Source organism: Trinickia sp. (genome assembly GCF_051954495.1).
GTDB lineage: Bacteria > Pseudomonadota > Gammaproteobacteria > Burkholderiales > Burkholderiaceae > Trinickia.
In genome coordinates this window covers 82,680-101,225 of record NZ_JBQCHR010000010.1, presented here as the reverse complement: position 1 = coordinate 101,225, position 18,546 = coordinate 82,680, and the positions used below count along the sequence as shown (strand labels likewise).

Genomic DNA, 18,546 nt, shown 5'->3' with positions numbered 1-18,546 from the left:
CAGCGGGTCGGCGGGTTCGGACCCCCCGGTCAATGCTTTTTTATGGTGGCTGCCCCCCCCCCCCCCGACGCGGGCGTCGGCCGGGACGACCGCCCCAAGCGACAGTTCGACGAAATCGCCCGGCACGAGCCCGGCCGCGGGCATCTTTTTCCAGTGTCCGCCGCGCTTGACGCGGGCTTGCGGTTCAAGCCGCTGCGTCAAGGCCGAAAGCGCTGACGCCGCGCGCTTTTCCTGGACGAGACTGAGCGCGACATTGAAAGCGAGCAGCGCAGCGATCACCGCCGCCTCCAACTGGGCGCCGGCGAGCAATTGGAGAACGACCGCCGCTTCGAGCAGCCAAGGAATCGGCGCCCAAAACTTGCTTGCCACGACACGCCAATAGGGCGGCGACGTTTCGTCGACGGCGTTCGGCCCATAGTGTGTCAACCTCTCTGCTGCTTGCTCGTCGGTCAGGCCTTCATCCTGGTTCTCGGACGCATCGACACGGTCGGCGGCGCGTGGTGCGCGGGCTTGGGCGGTCCCGTTCATAGGCGGTGGATGGCGCAATCTGTTATCAATACGGGCTGGGCAGGAATAGACGCTGGCGCGTTGCAGCACGCCGGGCGGCGACTAAAGGATGGAAAGCTGCACCCGGGTCCATTTGACCCTCGCCGCAAGCGCGGCGGTTGATGTGTGTCAAGCTAGCCGCTTGATCGACCGAACACGACGTTTAGAATTTAAAAGAGGCTTTCGCCATGACCGATGCGCCGAACTTCTTCAACCTCTATCGCCACAACTTCGTGCGCATTGCCGTCGCGGTGCCGCGTACCCATGTGGCCGACCCCGCTTCGAACGCCAAAGAGACCATCGCGCTCATGCGAGAGACCGATGCGCGGCATGCAGTGGTGACGCTCTTCCCGGAACTCGGGCTTTCCGCCTATACGTGCGACGATCTTTTCCATCAGCGCGCGTTGTTGGACGCCTGCCTCGCCGCACTCAACGATGTGCTGCTCGCATCGCGCGACCTCGAATCGGTCGCGATCGTCGGTGTGCCGCTCGACATCGGCGGCCAGCTCTTCAACTGTGCGGCCGTGCTGCACCGTGGGCGGATACTCGGCATCGTTCCCAAGACCTACTTGCCGAACTACCGAGAGTTTTATGAGCCGAGGCAATTCGCCCCCGGCAACCGGCTGACGCGCGACCGAATGTCGCTGCTCGGCCAAGCCGACGTTCCCTGCGGCAGCGCTTTGCTGTTTCGCTTCGAGCGCCAGCCGCTACTGACGTTTCACGTAGAGATCTGCGAGGACTTATGGGTGCCCGTGCCGCCGTCGTCGTACGCGGCCTTGGCCGGCGCGACCGTCTTGCTCAATCTATCGGCATCCAACGTGACCGTAGGCAAGGCCGATTTCCGTCGCGATCTCGTGGGGGGACAGTCGGCCCGTTGCCTAGCGGCCTATGCATATAGCGCGGCGGGCTACGGCGAATCCACCACTGACCTCGCCTGGGACGGTCACGGTCTGATCTATGAAAACGGCAATGCCTTGGTTGAAACGCGCCGTTTTCTCGATACGCCGCAATACGCGGTGGCCGACATCGACCTGGACCGCTTGCACAGCGAGCGCATGCGGCAGACGACGTTCGGCGATACGGCGCATGCGCATCGCGATACCGTCGCGCGCTTTCGCACCGTAGCCGTGCCCACCATCTTGCCTCGCACGATGCGCCTTCCGCTCGAGCGCACGTACGAGCGTTTCCCTTACGTGCCCGCCAACCCCGCCCGGCGCGACGAGCGTTGCAAAGAGATCTACGACATCCAAGTACAGGGGCTCGTCACGCGCATGCGAGCCGCACGCGTGTCTCGGCTCGTGATCGGCGTGTCGGGCGGGCTCGATTCGACACTCGCGCTGCTCGTCTGCATGCGCGCCGTAGAGGCGCTCCAACTGCCGAGCACCGCAGTCATCGGCTGCATCATGCCGGGCTTCGGCACGAGCGAACGCACGCTCGATCAAGCGAGACGGCTCGTGTCCTCGCTCGGTTGCGAAGCGCGGGAAATCGACATCCGCCCAAGCTGCCTGCGCATGCTCGAGGACATCGGCCACGCCTACGCGAACGGCGAACCGGTGCACGACATCACGTTCGAAAACGTCCAGGCCGGCGAGCGCACGAGCCACTTGTTCAGAATGGCGAATCAATACGGGGCGCTCGTGGTCGGCACGGGCGACCTCAGCGAACTCGCGCTGGGCTGGTGCACGTATGGCGTGGGCGATCACATGTCGCACTACGGCGTCAACGCGAGCGTGCCGAAAACGCTCATCCAGTACCTGATCCGCCGCAGCGCGCAGTGGGGCACGCTGAGCGCGGCCGCTAGCGCGGTATTGCTCGACGTGCTCGATACCGAGATCAGCCCCGAATTGATTCCGGCCGACGAAGCCGGACAAGTCCAGCGTACCGAGGACAAAGTCGGCCCGTACGAGCTGCAGGACTTCAATCTCTACTATCTGCTGCGTTTCGGCTATCGGCCGTCGAAGGTCGCGTTCCTCGCCTGGTCCGCCTGGCATGACGCCACGCTAGGTTCGTGGCCCGATCTGCCCGACGAGAAGCGGCATAGCTACGAGATCGGCGAGATCAAGCATTGGCTCGGCATTTTCCTGCAGCGGTTCTTCGGCGGGCAACAATTCAAGCGCAGCTGTTTGCCCAACGCGCCGAAGGTCGGCTCGGGCGGATCGGTCTCGCCACGCGGCGATTACCGGGCGCCCAGCGATTCGACGGCCGATGCCTGGCTGGCCGAACTCGATCTCATTCCGGACGCGGATGAGAGCGAGCCCGGCGCTTGACGGGCCGCGAGCGGCGCGCCGCCCGTCACGACCTCGCATCGGCGACAAGCGCCGCGGGCCTACGGCTTGACGAGATGCCATACCCCGCGGAAGCCATCGCCGTTCTTTTCGCCGGGCTTTTTGTCCCCGGAATAGCGGTAGAGCGGATGACCTTCGTAGGTCCATTGCCGTTTGCCGTCGGCGGCATCGACGAAGCCCCACTGCCCGCTGGCTTTGTCATAGGAATCGGCCGTCGCGGCGGGCCACAGCGTAGCGCACCCGCCCGTGCAGGCGCTCTTGGCCCCGGCGGTATCGCGATCGAAGGTGTACAGCGTCATGCCCTCGTCGTCGACGACCACGCCGTTCGCCACTTTCGGCGCTTCGGCCAAGGCGGCTGTCGATACCGCGCATGCGACGAGGCATAGCAAGAGCTTGCTCATAAAAGTCTCCCCTTTCAAGTCAGAGCGTATGTTCCGGACGCCTTCGCGCGAACACCAGCGCGCGAAGGCTAGGAGTAGAACGATTCGGACGGGCGGTTGATTCCAGGGAGAAAAAAAAATTGTGCTTTCCCGACGGCGGGCCGCACGAAAACGCATGCCGCGCGTGGCGAGCGCATCGCCCAGGGTGGCGCGCATGATCGGCGGTCAGCCTTTCAAGCTTCACCGAGGCTGAGTACAATCCGCTTCCCATCGACGTATTGCCCGCACGTCACCGACACCAAGTAGGAGCCTCGATGTTGAAATTCGCCGCTGGACCCGTCGTCCAACGCCTGGCGATTTACGCCGCTTTAGCCTGCGGTGCGCTGGCCTCCGGCGCCGCGAGCGCCGCCGACGCGCCCGACGCCGCGCCGCCACCGCCCGATCCTCAAGGCGTAAAAACCCAACCGTCCGATGAATCGAACGGCATCGCCACGCGCCAGAACCTGCTCGGCGATATCGGCGGCCTGCGCCCTTGGCTCGACCGATACGGCGCGACGTTCGCAATGACCGAGACGAGCGAATATCTCGCCAACCTGCGTGGCGGCCTAGCGCGCGGCGGCGCGTACGACGGCTTGACGACGATGACGCTCAGCATCGATACGCAGAAAGCGTTGGGCATACCCGGGGGCACGTTCAATGTCAGCGGCTTGCAAATTCATGGCCGCAACTTGAGCCAATACAACCTTGGCACGCTCAACACGGCGAGCGGAATCGAAGCCGACGACACCACGCGCTTGTGGGAGCTCTGGTACCAGCAGTCGTTGTTCAACGGCCGCGTCGACGTCAAGGTCGGGCAGCAAAGCCTCGACCAGGAATTCATGGTCAGCTCGTATGCGAACACGTTCGTCAACACCATGTTCGGCTGGGCGGGCGTGCCCTCTTACGATCTGCCCTCGGGCGGCCCTGCGTATCCGTTGTCGGCGCTCGGCGTGCGAGCACGTGCGCAACTCTCGCCGTCGCTCACGGCGCTGGTAGGCGTGTTCGACGGCAATCCGGCGCCTGGCGCGGGCGATCCGCAGCGGCTGAACGGCAGCGGCACGAATTTCAATCTGCACAACGGCGCACTGTACATCGGCGAGCTTCAATACGCCGTCAATCCGCCGCAGGAAGGCGGGAGCGGTCCCGCCGCCGGAAAACCGAGCGGCCTGCCCGGCACGTACAAGATCGGCCTTTGGTACAACAACGAGCGCTTTGCCGACCCACGCTTCGACAATACGGGCCAATCCTTGGCCAGCCCTTCCTCGACCGGCAGCGCGGCTCAGCACCGGGGCGACTACAGCTTCTACGCCGTCGCCGATCAAATGGTCTGGCGCCCGAACGCTGACGAGCCGCGCAGCATCGGCGTTTTCGCGCGCATCATGGGCGCGCCCGGGGATCGCAATCTAATCAGCTTGAGCGCGAACGTAGGGGTCGTCATGAAGGCCCCGTTCAAGGGGCGCGACAACGACAGCGTCGGCCTGGGCCTCGCGTACGTGAAAGTGGGCAGCCACGCGCGCGGGCTCGACGCCGACAACGGCAACGCCGTACGCGGCAGCGAGACCGCTGTCGAGGCAACGTATCAGTACCAGGTCACGCCGTGGTGGCTCGTACAGGGCGACGCCCAATACACGTTCAACGCCGGCGCGGGACAAAACCCCAACGCGCCCGCGCAAGCGCTGCGCAACACGTTCGTCGTCGGCGTCCGCACGACTGTCACGTTCTGAAGATAGAGGCGTTCGGGATCCGGTTTTTTGTAACCGGATGCCGATTCGACATGGCCGAAGGGCCGTTTCGGGACTTTAACTCGGCTAGGCGATCGACAACGAGCGCATGGCCGTTTCGCGTGCGGGAGCGTCCTTCGATACGCGAGCGGGGGCGGGCACGACGTCCCTGAGCGAGCGGTGGATGTACCACCACGGTCCCGTGCCCTTGGCCGGTAGGTCGTCGAGCAGCACGGCGCGCTTGCGCAAGATGCGATATTGGTCGTCCGCGGCCGCCAGGTACCGCGCGGCGTTGATCAATCCGACATAGTTGGCATCGCCGTACTGCAAGTGCGGCTCCAGCTCGCCGGAAGGCGCGGCGCGTCCGTCGTGCCTAACCTTGAGTTCGTTCGTGTAGGTCAGCCACCACGTACAGGCTTCCATTTTCGTCGGCCTGCGTTCAGCCATGACCGACCGATTGTCGAGATGGCTCACCGACAACATGCGCGAGTTGCCTTTATCGTCGACCATTTGCAGCCGCACGCGGTCGGCGAACGAGATGGGGTCGCCCCATTTTCGTTTCGATCCCACGACAGGCAGAATTCGCCACTGATAGTCGCCGGCCGGATGTTTGTCCGCTTCGGATACTTCGGTCGACAGCAGTAACGGGTTTCGGCGCCCCTCGGATCGCCGCACGATACCTAAAAATAACGGCTCGCTGCTTTCACAGCTCTCCATGACGATTGCATCACCATAACGCACGACATTGCCGTTCATGTTTTCGCCCCCCCGGGTTTTGGATGAGTCAACGTGCCGCAACTTCGAGATTGCGCGGTGATATCCGCCGGACTTACAGCGAAAGGCGGAATCGACGTCTTCAGGACGCGCTCACCCCTCGGCATATGCACCGACAACCGGCAAAACATACAGAAACGATCACGTCGCGAAGTGCTCTATTTCGGCCTTTCGCGGTGCAGCAATTGGTACGGCAGTGCCATTGAACGAGAAACGACGGGGCGCGGCAGCCTCGGGTCGAGCCGATGCAGCGCGGCCTGCCGCTCCATCGCCCGCCCGCGCGCACTTGCGCGATAGCCGGGTGGATTCGAGTCGCAAAACATGTCTGGTCCCCTCCCAGTCGCTACGGCAGTTATCGGGCCGGACGGCTAGCGGTTATGTGTCAATTCCGCGGAACGTTTTAGAATGAAGAGCTGAAGACGAATCTAGTGATTAACAGATTGCATGTCAAGAAACCGGAGAAAATTTAAGAGTCTGAGATATTAAGGGAAAACGATTTAATTTCCACATTCTCCGAATCCGCCCCCTTTGTACTGAAGATACGAGACGGATCGCCGACTGCCGCGTGACCCTTGAACCACGGAATGTCGCAGACCCGTCGATCATGCCGAGTCGACTTTGTGACAATTGTTATGTTTTGATGTTGATCGATTGACGATTAATTAGAACACCTAAGCTTTTTTTAGCCCAACCAGTAATCGGGTATAGCATTCAGCTCAGTTTCGTATTGAAACCGTGCTGCGCCGCACGATAATGCAGCGTGAAGTAAGATCGTCCCTCTTAGGCGGTCGGGGCAACATCCGCGGCCGCGATCAGGCGCCTTGCCGGTGGCGGCGCGCTACGTTTTCGCCAATAATGGCCGCATTGCGATCGCAGGACGAGGGCGGCCATGGACTCCCAACCCGAAGCCATTCGTACCATCGCGGTGGTCGGCCATGCCGGTTGCGGCAAGACCTCGCTGATCGAAGCGCTGCTGTCGCGCAGCGGCGCCATCCACGCCGCGGGCAGCGTCGAGCGCGGTACCACGGTGTGCGATTTCGACACCCTGGAGCGAAAGTACCGTCACTCGTTGACGTCCAAGATCGCCCACCTCGATTATCGCGACACGCGCGTGTATCTGGTCGACACGCCGGGCTACCCCGACTTCTGCGGCCTGTCGATGAGCGCCCTGCCCGCCGTCGAAACCGTCGCGATCGTCGTCAACGCCCGGACCGGCATCGAAATGACCACACGCCGGATGATGGCCTGGGCAAGAGCGCGCAAGCTTTGCACAATCATCGTCGTGAACGGCATCGACGGCGAAAAGGTCGATCTTCCGGCGCTCGTCGAGCATATTCGGGAAACGTTCGGCACGATCTGCCTGCCGATCAACCTGCCCTCGCAGCAGGCACAAAACGTCGTCGATTGCTTTTTTACACCGTCCGGCGAAGCCGATTTTTCAAGCGTTCAATCCGCGCACGACGCGCTCGTCGATCAGGTCATCGAACTCGACGCGCAATTAATGGAGCTCTACCTCGAACAAGGCGAGGCGATTGCGCCCGAGCAATTGCATGCGCCGTTCGAGCAGGCGCTGCGCGAGGGGCATCTGGTGCCGATCTGCTTCACCTCCGCCGCGACCGGCGCCGGCATCGCCGAGCTGCTCGACGTGTTCGTGCGCCTGCTGCCGAACCCGCGTGAAGGCAACCCGCCTTTGTTCTACCGGGATGTCGACGGCCGACGCGAAACGGTGGAGGCGCAGCCCGATGCCGACAAGCATGTGCTTGCGCACGTCTTCAAGATCGTCATCGATCCCTATATCGGAAAAATGGCTGTATTTCGGGTGCATCAAGGCACCGTGCGCCGGGACAGCCAACTCTATATCGGCAGTGCGCGCCAGCCCTTTCGCGTGTCGCACCTGATGGTGCTGCAAGGCAAGGATCACGTCGACGTGACGCAAGCCGGGCCGGGGAATATCTGCGCGACCGCGAAAGTCGACGAGATCGACTATGACGACGTGCTGCACGATGCGCCCGAGGACGGCGACATCCACCTCGCGCCGCTGGAATTCCCCAATCCGATCTATGCGCTCGCGATCGAACCGGAACGACGCGGCAACGAGCAGCGCCTTTGGGAAATCCTGCAGAAGCTGGCGGCCGAGGACCCATGCCTGAGAATCGAGCATCCCGAGGGCACGAACGAAACCGTCGTGCGCGGGCTAGGCGAACTCCATCTTCGGCATATGCTCGAGCGGCTCACCGAGCAGTACAAGCTGGCCGTCGTCACGCGGCCGCCGAAGATCGCTTATCGGGAAACCATCGGCGCGCCGGCGGAGGGGCATTACCGGCACAAGAAGCAAACAGGCGGCGCGGGCCAATTCGGTGAAGTCATGCTGCGTGTCGAACCGCTGCCGCGGGGCGCGGGCTACGAATTCGTCGATGCGGTCAAGGGCGGCGCCATCCCGGGGCAATTCATGCCGGCGGTCGAAAAAGGCATCCTTCAGGTCATGGAGAGCGGCCCGCTCGCCAGCGTCCCGATGCAAGACGTACGCGTAACGGTGCACGACGGCAAGCACCATACCGTCGATTCGAAGGAAGTCGCCTTCGTCGTCGCGGGCCGCAAGGCCTTCATCGATGCGGTCCTCAAGGCTCAGCCGATCTTGCTCGAACCGATCGTCAATCTGGAAGTGACGGCGCCCGAAACGGCGATGGGCGACATCATCGGCGACCTGTCCGCACGGCGCGCGCAGGTCCAAGGCTCGCGCACGCTGAACGGTCACATGGTGGTCGTCACGGCCAAGGCGCCGTTGTCGGAGTTGAGCGAGTACCAGTCGCGGCTGAACGCCATGGCCGGCGGCGACGGCAATTACAGCATCGAGCTCAGCCACTACGATCCCGTTCCGCCCAACCAGCAGGATAAATTGGCGGCGCTGTACCGGCGGCACGAGGAAGGCGCCGAACGGTAGGAAAAGATTGCCCCTTGCGACGCAAAGCGATTTGTTCTTGCGACGCAAGACTGTTTGTCCTCGTCGGGTCTTCGAGGCGCAAGCGAGTGCGCCTACAGTCTGCGCCATCGGATCTTCGATTCGGTCGGCAACGCAGCCGAAAACCATTCAATTTCGAGGCACAGCATGAGCACATCCAAAGTCGTCATCGTCACGGGCGCTTCTCAAGGCATCGGCGCGGAAACCGTGAAAGCATTTCGCGCAAGGGGGCACCGCGTCGTCGCGAATGCGCGGTCGATCGCGCCGTCGGACGATCGAGATCTCGCAACCGTCGCCGGCGACATCGGCGATCCGGAAACGGCCACACGAATCGTCGAAACCGCATTGAGCCGCTTCGGCCGCATCGACACGCTCGTGAACAACGCAGGGATCTTCATGGCCAAGCCGTTCACGCGCTATAGCGCCGAGGATTACGCCGCCGTCAATCGCGTCAACCTCGACGGGTTCTTCCACATCACGCAGCAAGCGATCGCCCGGATGGAAGCGCAAGGCAGCGGGCACATCGTCACGATTACGACGACGCTCGTCGATCAAGCGAACAGCCAGGTGCCATCGGTGCTCGCATCGCTCACGAAAGGCGGCCTGAACGCGGCCACGAAATCGCTTGCCATCGAATACGCCAAGACCGGCATTCGCGTGAATGCGGTATCGCCCGGGATCATCAAATCGCCCATGCATGCGCCGGAAACGCACGCGAGCCTTGCCGCGTTCCACCCGCTTGGACGCATGGGCGAGATGAGCGACATCGTCGACGCCATCCTCTATCTCGACGGCGCGCCATTCGTGACCGGCGAAATTCTGCATGTCGACGGCGGGCAGAGCGCCGGTCATTGAATGGGGAATTCGAGCATGAGGGCGGCTCGCCTGCGCCCTCCCCGCTCGTTCGCTCCAAGCGATTCGATGCAAACCCAATGAAACGATAAGGAGCACGTCATGCCCATCGTCACCATTCAAGTCACGCGCGAAGGGACGCACCCAGGCGCCGACGCCGTCACGGCCGAGGAAAAGGCCCAGCTCATCGAAGGCGCAAGCCGGTTGCTGCTCGATGTCCTCGGCAAGCCGCTCGACGCAACGTTCGTCGTCATCGAGGAAGTGCCGCTCGAAAACTGGGGCTGGGGCGGCATGCCCGTCGACGCCTACCGCAAGCAACGCGCGGCGAAAGCGACCTGAGGCGCCGGCTACGCACGCAGCTTTTCGACGAGGAAATCGACGAAGCTGCGCACGCGCGAGGACAAATGCCGGCTGTGCGGATACAGCAGCACGAATGGGCGCGTGCAGCCGCCGTACTCGGCCAGCGTTTCGCGCAACGTGCCGTCGGCCAAGTCTTGCTCCACCAGGAAGCGGTAGGTCTGGAACAGGCCCGCCCCATGACGGGCCAGGGTGAGGCCGGCCAGGAAATCGCCCGACGTGGCGTAGGGGCCGCCCGTGGCGATCTCGATCGTGTCGTTCCCCTGCTTGAAGTGCCAGGGAATGTGGCGGCCGTTGCTCGGCAGCTCGAACTGGATGCAGTCGTGATGCGCAAGATCGTCGAGTGTGTCGAGTCGGCCGGCCCGGCTCAGATACTCCGGCGCACCCACGACGACGATCTCGGCGTCTTCGAGCTTTCTGGCAATGAGATTGGACTCGCGCGGCGCGCGGCCTCGGATCGCCAAGTCGAATCCCTCTTCGGCGAAGTCGATGTTGCGGTTGCTCAGGTGGGCTTCGATCTTGACCTGCGGGTAGCGCGCCCGGAATGCGGCGAGCAGCGGCAGCACGCGATAGTGGCCATAGGGCGTGGGCATGCTGATCCGCAGTACGCCGGCCGGTGTGGTCTGCTGGCCCGTCGCCTCGCGCTCCGCCTCGGCCAGCTGCGTCAGGGCTTGCCTGCACTGCTCGAAGTACCGCTGGCCCGCATCGGTCAGGCGGATCTGACGCGTCGTTCTGACGAACAGGCGCACGCCGAGCCGCTCTTCCAGCCGAGCCACGGAACGGCTCACGGCAGCCGGGTTCACGCCCGCCGCCGTCGCGGCCACCGTGAAGCTTTCCGCTTCGGCCGCGAGGCAAAACAATTCGATGCTGCCGAGTTGAAGGTCTTCGAATTGACGCTGCATGATGCTCGTATTCCCCTGAAATGGCTTGGCCAGCGGGCGTCGCCGCGCTTTTTCCCGCCCAATGCGACGACATATTAGCGCCGCCCGCCGCATGCATCCGTTCGCACCTTTCGTCCGTATCTAGCGCACGAGCCACCTACCTCGAAGGAATCGAATCATGCGCACATCGACACGACGTCTCGGCATCTTCGTCGGCCTGCTCCTCGTTGCGGGCGCGGCCGTCCAAGCAGTCGACGGCGCGGATACGGCCCGCAGCCCCGCCGTCATCGGCCGGAACGCGCCTGAGTTCGCCGGCATCGATCACTGGCTGAACGGCCCGCCGCTCACGATGCAAGCCTTGCGCGGCAAGGTCGTGCTGGTCGATTTTTGGACTTACGGGTGTATTAACTGCTTCCATACGCTGCCGCACGTCGAAGCTTGGGACAAGCAGTACGGCGAAAAGGGGTTGACCGTGATCGGCGTTCATACACCCGAGTTTCCGAGTGAGCGCGTCACGGATAACGTAAAGGATGCGATCCAGCGGTACGGCATTCGCTTTCCCGTGGCGCAGGACAACCAATATGCAACGTGGAATGCCTATGGCAATCAGTATTGGCCGGCGTTTTATCTAGTCGACAAGAAAGGCCGCATCGTCTATACGCACGTGGGCGAAGGCGACTATGACGAAACCCAAGCGTGGATAGAAAAACTGCTGGCGGAAAAGGACTAGTGCCGAACTAACGTCGAAACACGCTTCGCCTGCGCCAAATAGCGCGCAGCAGCAAAGCCACGCCCCACCACATGAGCGTGGAAATGGCGGCCGGGACCGTGATCAAGCCGGCCCAGCCCGCTATGCTCATCGTCGCCAGTACGTCGCCGAAATCGCGCCCGTGGATGATGCAAGGGTAAATCGCGGCTTCATCGAGGCGGCATCCGTATGCGTCGGCGACCGCCCCGGCAATGGACACGGAAATGAAAGGAGAGCAACCGATCAGGAGAATAACCAATAGAATCGTCAAGCGGCGCTTACGTGGCGTCATGGCTGGGTGCGGCAATCAATGCCTCATGAGTGCTACCGTTGAAAGTGCCCCGGCAAGGCGCTCGGCTCGTTTAACCCTGGCGCCCCGGCGGCTGGCTGGCCTTGTCGCATCCGTGCGCCCCGATCTATCCTCGGGAAAGCCGCGCCCAGCGCCCGAAAAACAAAATTCTAGCGCTCGGCATGCATCCGATGGAATAAATCGTCGAGCCCTCCCGTTATGCATGACGAAAGCGTTCCGCTCATGCCGCGCGGCAGGGCGGCCGTACAGTGCGGCGCCCGCCAAGGTTTCCCGGCGGCCCGTCGCTGTATTCATCCGTCCATCAGGAGGAATCGAAGATGAATCCGTACAGAGTGCTCTCCACCTTATTCGTGACGCTGGCATTGGCGCTGGCCTCGCTATCGGTGTCGGCATGCTCCTCGCCCGGCGATACCGCGAACTCGTCCAGCTCCGGCGGCAGTGGCGGCAGCGGTGGATATTGACGTGCATCGATAGCCTGGCGACGACCGTGTGACGTTCGAAGCCGATGTGATCGCGGGGCTGGCCCCGCTGCGCCGCTACGCGAGGGCGCTGACGGGCGACCCCGCTTGGGCCGACGATCTTGTACAGGATACGGCGGAGCGCGCGCTCGCGCGTGCAAGCGCCTTTCGCGAAGGGACCAATCTTCGAGCCTGGCTCTTTACGATCGCGCGCAATCTGTATATCGATCAGTTCCGCGCCCGCAGAGAGATCGCGGTCGAGGACGAGACGGCGCCGTGGCGCACGATGGAGACGCCCCATCGCGAAGTCGACGGTCTCGTGCTGCGCGACGTGCAGCGCGCGCTTTACCATCTGCCGCTCGAGCAGCGCGAAGTGCTGCTGCTCGTGGGCGTGGAAGAGCTCAGCTATCACGAGGCCGCGTCGGTGCTGGGCGTACCGATCGGCACGATCATGTCACGGTTGTCGCGCGCCCGCGAGCATTTGCGCTTGCTGCTGGGCGGCGAACCTTCCCAAAAAAGCACACCGCTCAAAGTCGTGAGAAAGACGCCATGAACGACGCTCCGAACGATCGCACGCAGCCGTCGCCGCTCGACGCCGCTACGCTCGGCGCCTACGTCGACGGCGAGTTGCCCGAAGCGCAGCGCGCTGCCGTGCAAGCGCGTCTCGCACATGACGACGAAGCCAGAGCATGCGTGAGCGCCTGGCGAGCGCAGAAAGCCGCGCTTCAAGCGCTATGCGGGCCGGCAAGCGAGCCCGAGGCCAGGTTCATCGTACTGCGCCCGCGGCCATCCTGGCCTCGCCGTTTCGCCATGGCGGCCGTCTGGCTCTTGACGGCGGGCGGCGCTGGCTTATTGACCGGGGCGTTGTCGTCGCAATGGACCGCGTCCGCCGCGCCGGCGGCGTTCGCGCGGCGCGCCGACGTCGCGTTCGCGGTCTACACGCCCGAGGTTCGTCACCCCGTCGAAGTCGCCGCCAGCGACGAAACGCATCTGGTCGCTTGGTTGTCGAAGCGGCTCGACCGCCCGTTATCGGCCCCTAGCCTGCAGGAATATGGCTATTCGCTCGTGGGCGGTCGGCTTTTGCCTGGCGACGGAGCGAGCCCCGCGGCGCAGTTCATGTACCAAAACCGCACCGGCGAGCGCGTCACGCTCTATGTCACGCGCTCGCCGTCGGGCGAAGCTTCGGTTCGGTTGCTGCGCGCCGGCGGCCGCAACACGCTTTATTGGGTCAATGACCGAACCGGCTATGCCTTGTCGGGGGCGATACCCGAACCGAGGTTGCGCGCGATCGCCGTGGACGTCTGCAGCGCGCTGGGCGGAAAGCCGCAAACCTGGCAATAGAAAATAGAAGACGCAGTGCGGCGTATCGGCTAGACGGGCCGCAGCCTCGACACCGACACGGTCAGCCCCTGGCCGTCGGCATTGTTGCGTAACGAGAGCTCGGCGCGATGCCGGCGGGCCACGCGCGAGGCGATCGCAAGGCCCAGCCCGCTGCCCGCCCCTTTCGTATCGACGCCGCGATAAAACCGGTCGAACACACGCGGCAACTCGGCCTCGGCGATACCGGGGCCCGTATCGATGACGTCGAACGCGACGTGCCCGCCTTCGCGGCGCAGCACCACGTCGACGCGGCCGCCCTCGGGTGTGTGCCGAATCGCATTGTCGAGCAGGTTGTTCAGCAATATCGACAAGCCGTGCGCTTCGCCGAAGACATCGAAGGCGTCGTCGGCGGACGTGGCCGCCACGAGTTCCAGCCCGAGATCGATCGACCGTTCCTCGGCCAGCAACGAGAAATCGCTGACCGCCTGTTCGGCCAGCCGCCGCAGCGCGACGGGCGCCAAAGCCGAGGCAGGCTCGGCATCTTCGCGCGCCAGCACGAGCAGTTGCTGAACGAGCCGAATGATGCGGTTCAGCCGCTCCTCGATCCGCGCCAACGTCGGGCCCGAGCCCGTCAGCGAACCGTCTCGCTGCGCAGCCTGCAATTGCAGCTTCAACGCGGCGAGCGGCGAGCGCAGCTCATGGGCCGCGTCGGCGACGAACGTGCGTTGCGCGCTCGACGCGGTGTTCAGCCGGGCGAGCAGATCGTTCAGCGCGTCGACGAGCGGAAGGACTTCCACGGGCACGGCGCCATCCGGATGCACGGGTTCGAGCGCATCGAGCGAGCGCGTGGACAGCGCCCGGGAGAGCGCGCGAATAGGCGCGAGCCCTCTGCCCACGACGAAGAGCACGAGGGCGATCGTCAAAGGCAGCAGCAAACCCAACGGCCACAGTGTGCGCAATGCGAGCCGCAGGGCGAGCGTCTCGCGTACGTAGACAGGTTGCGCGACTTGAATGAAGCGATCGGGTTGCCGCAATCCGTACACGCGCCAGTGAATCTCGCCGCGTTCGATCGTACGCAGGCCTTCGGTGAGGCGTTCGATGCTCGGCGCGTGCACCGAACGGTAGATCTGCCGCCCCTGCGCATCCCACGCTTCGATCGCGATACGCTCGTCGGAGATTTCGCCTAGCGTGCCCGGCACGTGCGTCGACGCGCCGGGCCCTGTCGGCACCGGCGGCAACGACAGCGCGACGGCGCGCAGCTCGTAGTCGAACAGTTCGTTCGCCTCTTCGTGCGCGGTGCGGAAGATACCGTAGGCGGCGATGCCCGATGCGGCCGCGAACCCAAAGATGAGCCAGCCGAGCAGCCAGTGGCGAATCGACGTCATTCGATGCGTTTCATGCGGTAGCCCACGCCGCGCACGGTCACGATCTGTTCCGGACCGAGCTTGCGACGCAAGCTGTGGACATACACTTCGACGGCGTTGCTGCCGATCTCTTCGCCCCAGCCGTACAGCTTTTCCTCGAGTTCGGCTTTCGTGTGCACCCGCCTGGGGGCCTCGATCAGCGCGCGCAGCAAGGCGAACTCGCGCGGCACCAGCGGCACCTGAACGCCCTCTTTCGTGACTTCGTGGGCGGCCGGATCGAGCGCTAGCTCGCCGTGCGTGTAGACAGGCTGTTTCTGACCGGTGCGCCGGCGCAGCAGCGCGCGCACGCGAGCCGCCAGCTCGTCGAGTTCGAACGGTTTGACGAGGTAGTCGTCAGCCCCCGTGTCGAGCCCGCGCACGCGCTCGTCCAGGGCATCGCGCGCCGTCAGGATGATCACCGGCGCCGCGCCGCCCGCATCGCGATAAGCGCGAAGCACGGCGATGCCGTCCTTTTTCGGCAGTCCTAGATCGAGCAGCACGAGATCGTAGACGCCGTTCTCCAGCGAGAGCTCGGCGGCCCGGCCGTCCTCGGCCCAATCGATCGCGTATCCGGCTCGGCGCATCGCGTCGAGCACGGGCTCGGCGATCATTCGATCGTCTTCGACCAACAGCAGGCGCATGATTCGTTCGTGTCGAGATGGCGGTGGATGGGGCGCATCTAGGATGACGGCGTTCGCCTTAACGCAGCCTTAAGGACCCAACGCGCTCAGGCCCTCGGGCTCGCTGGCTTGCAAAGTGCTTGCCTGCGCTCCATTATCGGTCAGCCCGCGCGTTCGAGCGAGTTCGCCGTCCCTCGTCAACGTCCAAACTTGCGCCATCCTACGTCACGATGCCCCTTGCCCCCGCCGCACGACCTTCTATCCCCCGCACCGTTTGGGCCCTCGGTTTCGTCAGCCTGTTCATGGACCTCTCCTCCGAACTCATTCACGCGCTGCTGCCGGTCTTTCTCGTGTCGACGATGGGCATGAGCGTGGCGGCCCTGGGCATGTTGGAAGGCGCGGCCGAAGCAACGACCATGATCGTCAAGATGCTTTCGGGGCCGATCAGCGATTGGATGGGCAAGCGAAAAGCCCTGTTGCTGGCCGGCTATGGCCTCGCTGCCCTATCCAAACCGCTGTTTCCATTGGCATCCGCGCCCGCGACCGTCGTCTTTGCGCGCATCGCGGATCGGGTCGGAAAGGGTATCCGCGGCGCGCCGCGCGATGCGCTCGTGGCCGATGTCGCGCCGGCCGAAATCCGAGGCGCGTGCTACGGCCTGCGGCAATCGATGGACACGATCGGCGCGATCGCCGGGCCGCTCCTCGCGATCCCGCTCATGCTGCATTTCGGCGACCATATTCGAACCGTGCTCTGGTTCGCGGTGGCGCCGGCCTTCGTATGCGTCGCGCTGCTTTGGGCCGGCGTGCGCGAGCCCGATCGCGCGGCCGCCCACCGGCCCTTCAGAGCGCCGCTGCATTGGCGCGCCGCGCGCGAATTCGAGCCGCGCTACTGGCTCGTGGCGGCCATCGGCGGCACCTTCGCATTGGCGCGCTTCAGCGAGGCATTTCTTGTACTGCGCGCGCAGCAGACAGGCATCGACTTCGCTTGGATCCCGGCCGTTCTCGTCGTCATGAACGTCGCCTACGCGCTGTGCGCCTACCCGATCGGCAAGCTCGCGGACTCGATCGATCGACGAAGCTTGCTGATTGTCGGCCTTGCGCTGCTGCTCGCCGCGGACCTGCTGCTCGGCGCTCGGCTCTCGCCTTGGACATTGTTCATCGGCGTCGCCGCATGGGGACTGCATATGGGCTTCACGCAAGGGGTGCTGTCGGCGATGGTGGCCGACACCGCGCCCGCGGCATTGCGCGGCACGGCGTTCGGCATTTTCAACCTGATCAGCGGCTTGGCCATGCTGCTCTCGAGCGCGATCGCGGGCTGGCTGTGGCAGCGGTACGGGGCGAGCGCCGTCTTCTTCGCGGGCGCGGGACTGCTGGCCGCGCCGCTCGCGATGTGCACGTTCATACGAACGCGAGCGCCGCGCGCCGGCTGACCGGCGCCGAGCTATCCGCGCATGCTTTCAGCCCCGGCAACGCCCGTCAAACGGCGATGACGCAATTGCGCCCGTGTGTCTTCGCGCGTTTCAAGCGCTCGTCGGCGGCTCGCATGATGGCGTCGGCGGAGGAACCGTCCGGGCCGAATTGCGCGATGCCGATGCTCGCCGTGACCGTGAATCGCTCCGTGCCGCCTTCGAACTGCAGCGACTGGATCGACGCCCGAATGCGTTCGCCGATCATTAGCGCCGTGTCGAGCGCGGCTTGCGGCAGCACCGCCATGAACTCGCCGCCGCCCACTCGGCCTACGCCCTGGTACGGCCTGAGCGCTTCGATGCAGGTGGTCGCCACGGCTTTGAGAATGATGTCGCCCATCTGCTCGCCGAAGCGCTCGTTGACGCGCTGCAAATTGTCGAGATCGATCGCGAGCAGCGAGAACGGCTTCCCGCCGCGCTTGGCCGCGCCGATTTCGAGCTCCAGCCGCTCGACGAAGACGCGCCGGTTCGTCGCGCCCGTCAGCGGATCGACGGCCGCCATCGATTCAAGCTTTTGATTGCTGCGCTGCAACTCCTGCAGGGCGCCTTCCGTACGCGACATCTCTTGCCGCAGCCGGGCCAACAACTCGGCTTGGCTGTAGATCGTCGAGAACGAGCGTGTCGTGAGAAACGCCTGAACGATACCGAAGCTGAGCAAAAAGAACCCGCCCGCGAAAATGGCATGCGCGAGCCACCACATGTGGTTCCATGGCTTGCCGAGGATGAACGCGAGCGAGGACAGCGCGAACGCCATCACCGAAATGCCGAAGATCTGCATCAGGGGCGAGCGGATGCGTCGAAACACGAGGCACGCGACATTGAGCAGCGAGATGACCATCGCACCGCCTTCGAGCGAGAGCCGCACCGCCAGCGCCCCCGCGATCGGCGAGTTCGCAAGCACCGCGACGAGCAGATCGATGACGACGAACGCGACGAACCACATGCCCCACAACCATCGATCCCCGCGTCGCTCGGGCGAATCGGCGCGCGCCTCGTACGAGAGCAGGCCAACGAACAGCAGAATCGACATGACGAAGCGCGAGGCCGGACCGTACAACAGGAACAGCCACATATTGTGATGCGCGAGCGGCGTGAACGCACCGTGCGGGGCATAGATCAGGACGAAGCCGATGAAGCCGAGCGTCAGCCAGCGCAGGATCGGTTCGCCGGAGAGGCGATAGCACTGCCACGTCACGTAGCTGACGAACAGCCCTTCGAGCGTCGCCGCCGCGATCGCGAATTCGTGAAAGACGTGGTTCTCGAACAGCAGATGGGGGTCTTGGTAGAACTGGAGATACGCGATGAGGTAAGCCGGCAGCAGCGCAAAAGCCGCCAGCAGGAAGTTCGCGTACCAGGTGGTGACACGCCGCACGGCCTGCGGGGTGTCGTCTGCCGATGTCGTCATTGTTGTATTCATCGTGAGTCTC

The 18,546-nt window shown here is 64.1% G+C and carries 17 protein-coding genes; 10 read left to right on the top strand and 7 right to left on the bottom strand.

Annotation, left to right across the window (positions count from 1 at the left end; genetic code table 11):
• The coding region (locus ACTHNR_RS00970) for a P-type ATPase (RefSeq protein ID WP_440545523.1) at nt 1–528 on the bottom strand (528 nt) is incomplete at its 3' end.
• Between the two features lie 206 nt (nt 529–734).
• On the opposite strand from ACTHNR_RS00970, the gene ACTHNR_RS00965 reads away from it, so the two are divergent.
• The gene (locus ACTHNR_RS00965; protein ID WP_440545522.1) at nt 735–2,813 is read left to right on the top strand and encodes an NAD(+) synthase; all 2,079 of its coding nucleotides are present in this window, start codon (nt 735–737) and stop codon (nt 2,811–2,813) included.
• Between the two features lie 59 nt (nt 2,814–2,872).
• Here the strand turns inward: ACTHNR_RS00965 and ACTHNR_RS00960 are convergent, their stop codons facing one another.
• Nucleotides 2,873–3,232 carry a COG4315 family predicted lipoprotein gene (locus ACTHNR_RS00960; RefSeq protein ID WP_440545521.1) on the bottom strand — a complete coding sequence of 120 codons (360 nt, stop codon included), beginning with the start codon at nt 3,230–3,232 and terminating at the stop codon, nt 2,873–2,875.
• A 293-nt stretch (nt 3,233–3,525) separates the two neighbouring features.
• On the opposite strand from ACTHNR_RS00960, the gene ACTHNR_RS00955 reads away from it, so the two are divergent.
• Entirely contained in the window at nt 3,526–4,974 is a 1,449-nt protein-coding gene (locus tag ACTHNR_RS00955; protein WP_440545520.1) for a carbohydrate porin, read from the top strand.
• 84 nt (nt 4,975–5,058) lie between these two features.
• On the opposite strand, the gene ACTHNR_RS00950 is transcribed toward ACTHNR_RS00955, so the two are convergent.
• Nucleotides 5,059–5,727 (bottom strand): hypothetical protein, encoded by a 669-nt coding sequence (locus tag ACTHNR_RS00950; RefSeq protein ID WP_440545519.1) that lies wholly within the window; start codon nt 5,725–5,727, stop codon nt 5,059–5,061.
• 907 nt (nt 5,728–6,634) lie between these two features.
• Between ACTHNR_RS00950 and fusA the strand changes: the two genes are divergently transcribed.
• From fusA to ACTHNR_RS00935, 3 genes are all read left to right on the top strand, one after another.
• A complete protein-coding gene (gene fusA, locus ACTHNR_RS00945; RefSeq protein ID WP_440545518.1) occupies nt 6,635–8,686 on the top strand; it encodes an elongation factor G in 2,052 nt (683 codons plus the stop codon).
• A 165-nt stretch (nt 8,687–8,851) separates the two neighbouring features.
• On the top strand, nt 8,852–9,559 hold the full coding sequence (locus ACTHNR_RS00940; protein WP_440545517.1) for an SDR family NAD(P)-dependent oxidoreductase: 708 nt from the start codon (nt 8,852–8,854) through the stop codon (nt 9,557–9,559).
• A 99-nt stretch (nt 9,560–9,658) separates the two neighbouring features.
• Nucleotides 9,659–9,895 carry a tautomerase family protein gene (locus ACTHNR_RS00935; protein ID WP_440545516.1) on the top strand — a complete coding sequence of 79 codons (237 nt, stop codon included), beginning with the start codon at nt 9,659–9,661 and terminating at the stop codon, nt 9,893–9,895.
• 8 nt (nt 9,896–9,903) lie between these two features.
• On the opposite strand, the gene ACTHNR_RS00930 is transcribed toward ACTHNR_RS00935, so the two are convergent.
• Nucleotides 9,904–10,815 (bottom strand): LysR family transcriptional regulator, encoded by a 912-nt coding sequence (locus ACTHNR_RS00930; RefSeq protein WP_440545515.1) that lies wholly within the window; start codon nt 10,813–10,815, stop codon nt 9,904–9,906.
• Nucleotides 10,816–10,972: 157 nt separating this feature from the next.
• On the opposite strand from ACTHNR_RS00930, the gene ACTHNR_RS00925 reads away from it, so the two are divergent.
• The 4 genes from ACTHNR_RS00925 to ACTHNR_RS00910 all read left to right on the top strand — a co-directional run bounded on the left by ACTHNR_RS00925 (nt 10,973) and on the right by ACTHNR_RS00910 (nt 13,651).
• On the top strand, nt 10,973–11,524 hold the full coding sequence (locus ACTHNR_RS00925) for a redoxin family protein (protein ID WP_440545514.1): 552 nt from the start codon (nt 10,973–10,975) through the stop codon (nt 11,522–11,524).
• A 645-nt stretch (nt 11,525–12,169) separates the two neighbouring features.
• Nucleotides 12,170–12,313, top strand: a complete 144-nt coding sequence (locus ACTHNR_RS00920) for a hypothetical protein (protein ID WP_440545513.1) — start codon at nt 12,170–12,172, stop codon at nt 12,311–12,313.
• A 28-nt stretch (nt 12,314–12,341) separates the two neighbouring features.
• Nucleotides 12,342–12,863 carry a sigma-70 family RNA polymerase sigma factor gene (locus ACTHNR_RS00915; RefSeq protein ID WP_440545512.1) on the top strand — a complete coding sequence of 174 codons (522 nt, stop codon included), beginning with the start codon at nt 12,342–12,344 and terminating at the stop codon, nt 12,861–12,863.
• Nucleotides 12,860–13,651 (top strand): anti-sigma factor family protein, encoded by a 792-nt coding sequence (locus ACTHNR_RS00910; RefSeq protein WP_440545510.1) that lies wholly within the window; start codon nt 12,860–12,862, stop codon nt 13,649–13,651. The genes ACTHNR_RS00915 and ACTHNR_RS00910 overlap by 4 nt, the downstream gene beginning before the upstream one ends.
• A 29-nt stretch (nt 13,652–13,680) precedes the next feature.
• Here the strand turns inward: ACTHNR_RS00910 and ACTHNR_RS00905 are convergent, their stop codons facing one another.
• Both ACTHNR_RS00905 and ACTHNR_RS00900 read right to left on the bottom strand, forming a co-directional pair.
• Nucleotides 13,681–15,015, bottom strand: coding sequence for an ATP-binding protein (locus tag ACTHNR_RS00905; RefSeq protein ID WP_440545509.1), 1,335 nt, complete (start codon nt 15,013–15,015; stop codon nt 13,681–13,683).
• Nucleotides 15,012–15,674, bottom strand: coding sequence for a response regulator (locus tag ACTHNR_RS00900; protein WP_440545508.1), 663 nt, complete (start codon nt 15,672–15,674; stop codon nt 15,012–15,014). The genes ACTHNR_RS00905 and ACTHNR_RS00900 overlap by 4 nt, the downstream gene beginning before the upstream one ends.
• 209 nt (nt 15,675–15,883) lie before the next feature.
• Here ACTHNR_RS00900 and ACTHNR_RS00895 point away from each other — a divergent pair, with 209 nt between their 5' ends.
• Entirely contained in the window at nt 15,884–17,083 is a 1,200-nt protein-coding gene (locus tag ACTHNR_RS00895) for an MFS transporter (RefSeq protein WP_440545507.1), read from the top strand.
• 46 nt (nt 17,084–17,129) lie between these two features.
• On the opposite strand, the gene ACTHNR_RS00890 is transcribed toward ACTHNR_RS00895, so the two are convergent.
• Nucleotides 17,130–18,536 carry a GGDEF domain-containing protein gene (locus ACTHNR_RS00890; protein WP_440545505.1) on the bottom strand — a complete coding sequence of 469 codons (1,407 nt, stop codon included), beginning with the start codon at nt 18,534–18,536 and terminating at the stop codon, nt 17,130–17,132.
• Between the last annotated feature and the right edge of the window lie 10 nt (nt 18,537–18,546).

Bases quoted from the DNA above. Each gene is read 5' to 3' on its own strand.
- ACTHNR_RS00965 (WP_440545522.1), top strand. From the start codon at position 735: ATGACCGATGCGCCGAACTTCTTCAACCTCTATCGCCACAACTTCGTG.
- ACTHNR_RS00960 (WP_440545521.1), bottom strand. From the start codon at position 3,232: ATGAGCAAGCTCTTGCTATGCCTCGTCGCATGCGCGGTATCGACAGCC.
- ACTHNR_RS00955 (WP_440545520.1), top strand. From the start codon at position 3,526: ATGTTGAAATTCGCCGCTGGACCCGTCGTCCAACGCCTGGCGATTTAC.
- ACTHNR_RS00950 (WP_440545519.1), bottom strand. From the start codon at position 5,727: ATGAACGGCAATGTCGTGCGTTATGGTGATGCAATCGTCATGGAGAGC.
- fusA (WP_440545518.1), top strand. From the start codon at position 6,635: ATGGACTCCCAACCCGAAGCCATTCGTACCATCGCGGTGGTCGGCCAT.
- ACTHNR_RS00940 (WP_440545517.1), top strand. From the start codon at position 8,852: ATGAGCACATCCAAAGTCGTCATCGTCACGGGCGCTTCTCAAGGCATC.
- ACTHNR_RS00935 (WP_440545516.1), top strand. From the start codon at position 9,659: ATGCCCATCGTCACCATTCAAGTCACGCGCGAAGGGACGCACCCAGGC.
- ACTHNR_RS00930 (WP_440545515.1), bottom strand. From the start codon at position 10,815: ATGCAGCGTCAATTCGAAGACCTTCAACTCGGCAGCATCGAATTGTTT.
- ACTHNR_RS00925 (WP_440545514.1), top strand. From the start codon at position 10,973: ATGCGCACATCGACACGACGTCTCGGCATCTTCGTCGGCCTGCTCCTC.
- ACTHNR_RS00920 (WP_440545513.1), top strand. From the start codon at position 12,170: ATGAATCCGTACAGAGTGCTCTCCACCTTATTCGTGACGCTGGCATTG.
- ACTHNR_RS00910 (WP_440545510.1), top strand. From the start codon at position 12,860: ATGAACGACGCTCCGAACGATCGCACGCAGCCGTCGCCGCTCGACGCC.
- ACTHNR_RS00905 (WP_440545509.1), bottom strand. From the start codon at position 15,015: ATGACGTCGATTCGCCACTGGCTGCTCGGCTGGCTCATCTTTGGGTTC.
- ACTHNR_RS00900 (WP_440545508.1), bottom strand. From the start codon at position 15,674: ATGCGCCTGCTGTTGGTCGAAGACGATCGAATGATCGCCGAGCCCGTG.
- ACTHNR_RS00895 (WP_440545507.1), top strand. From the start codon at position 15,884: ATGCCCCTTGCCCCCGCCGCACGACCTTCTATCCCCCGCACCGTTTGG.
- ACTHNR_RS00890 (WP_440545505.1), bottom strand. From the start codon at position 18,536: ATGAATACAACAATGACGACATCGGCAGACGACACCCCGCAGGCCGTG.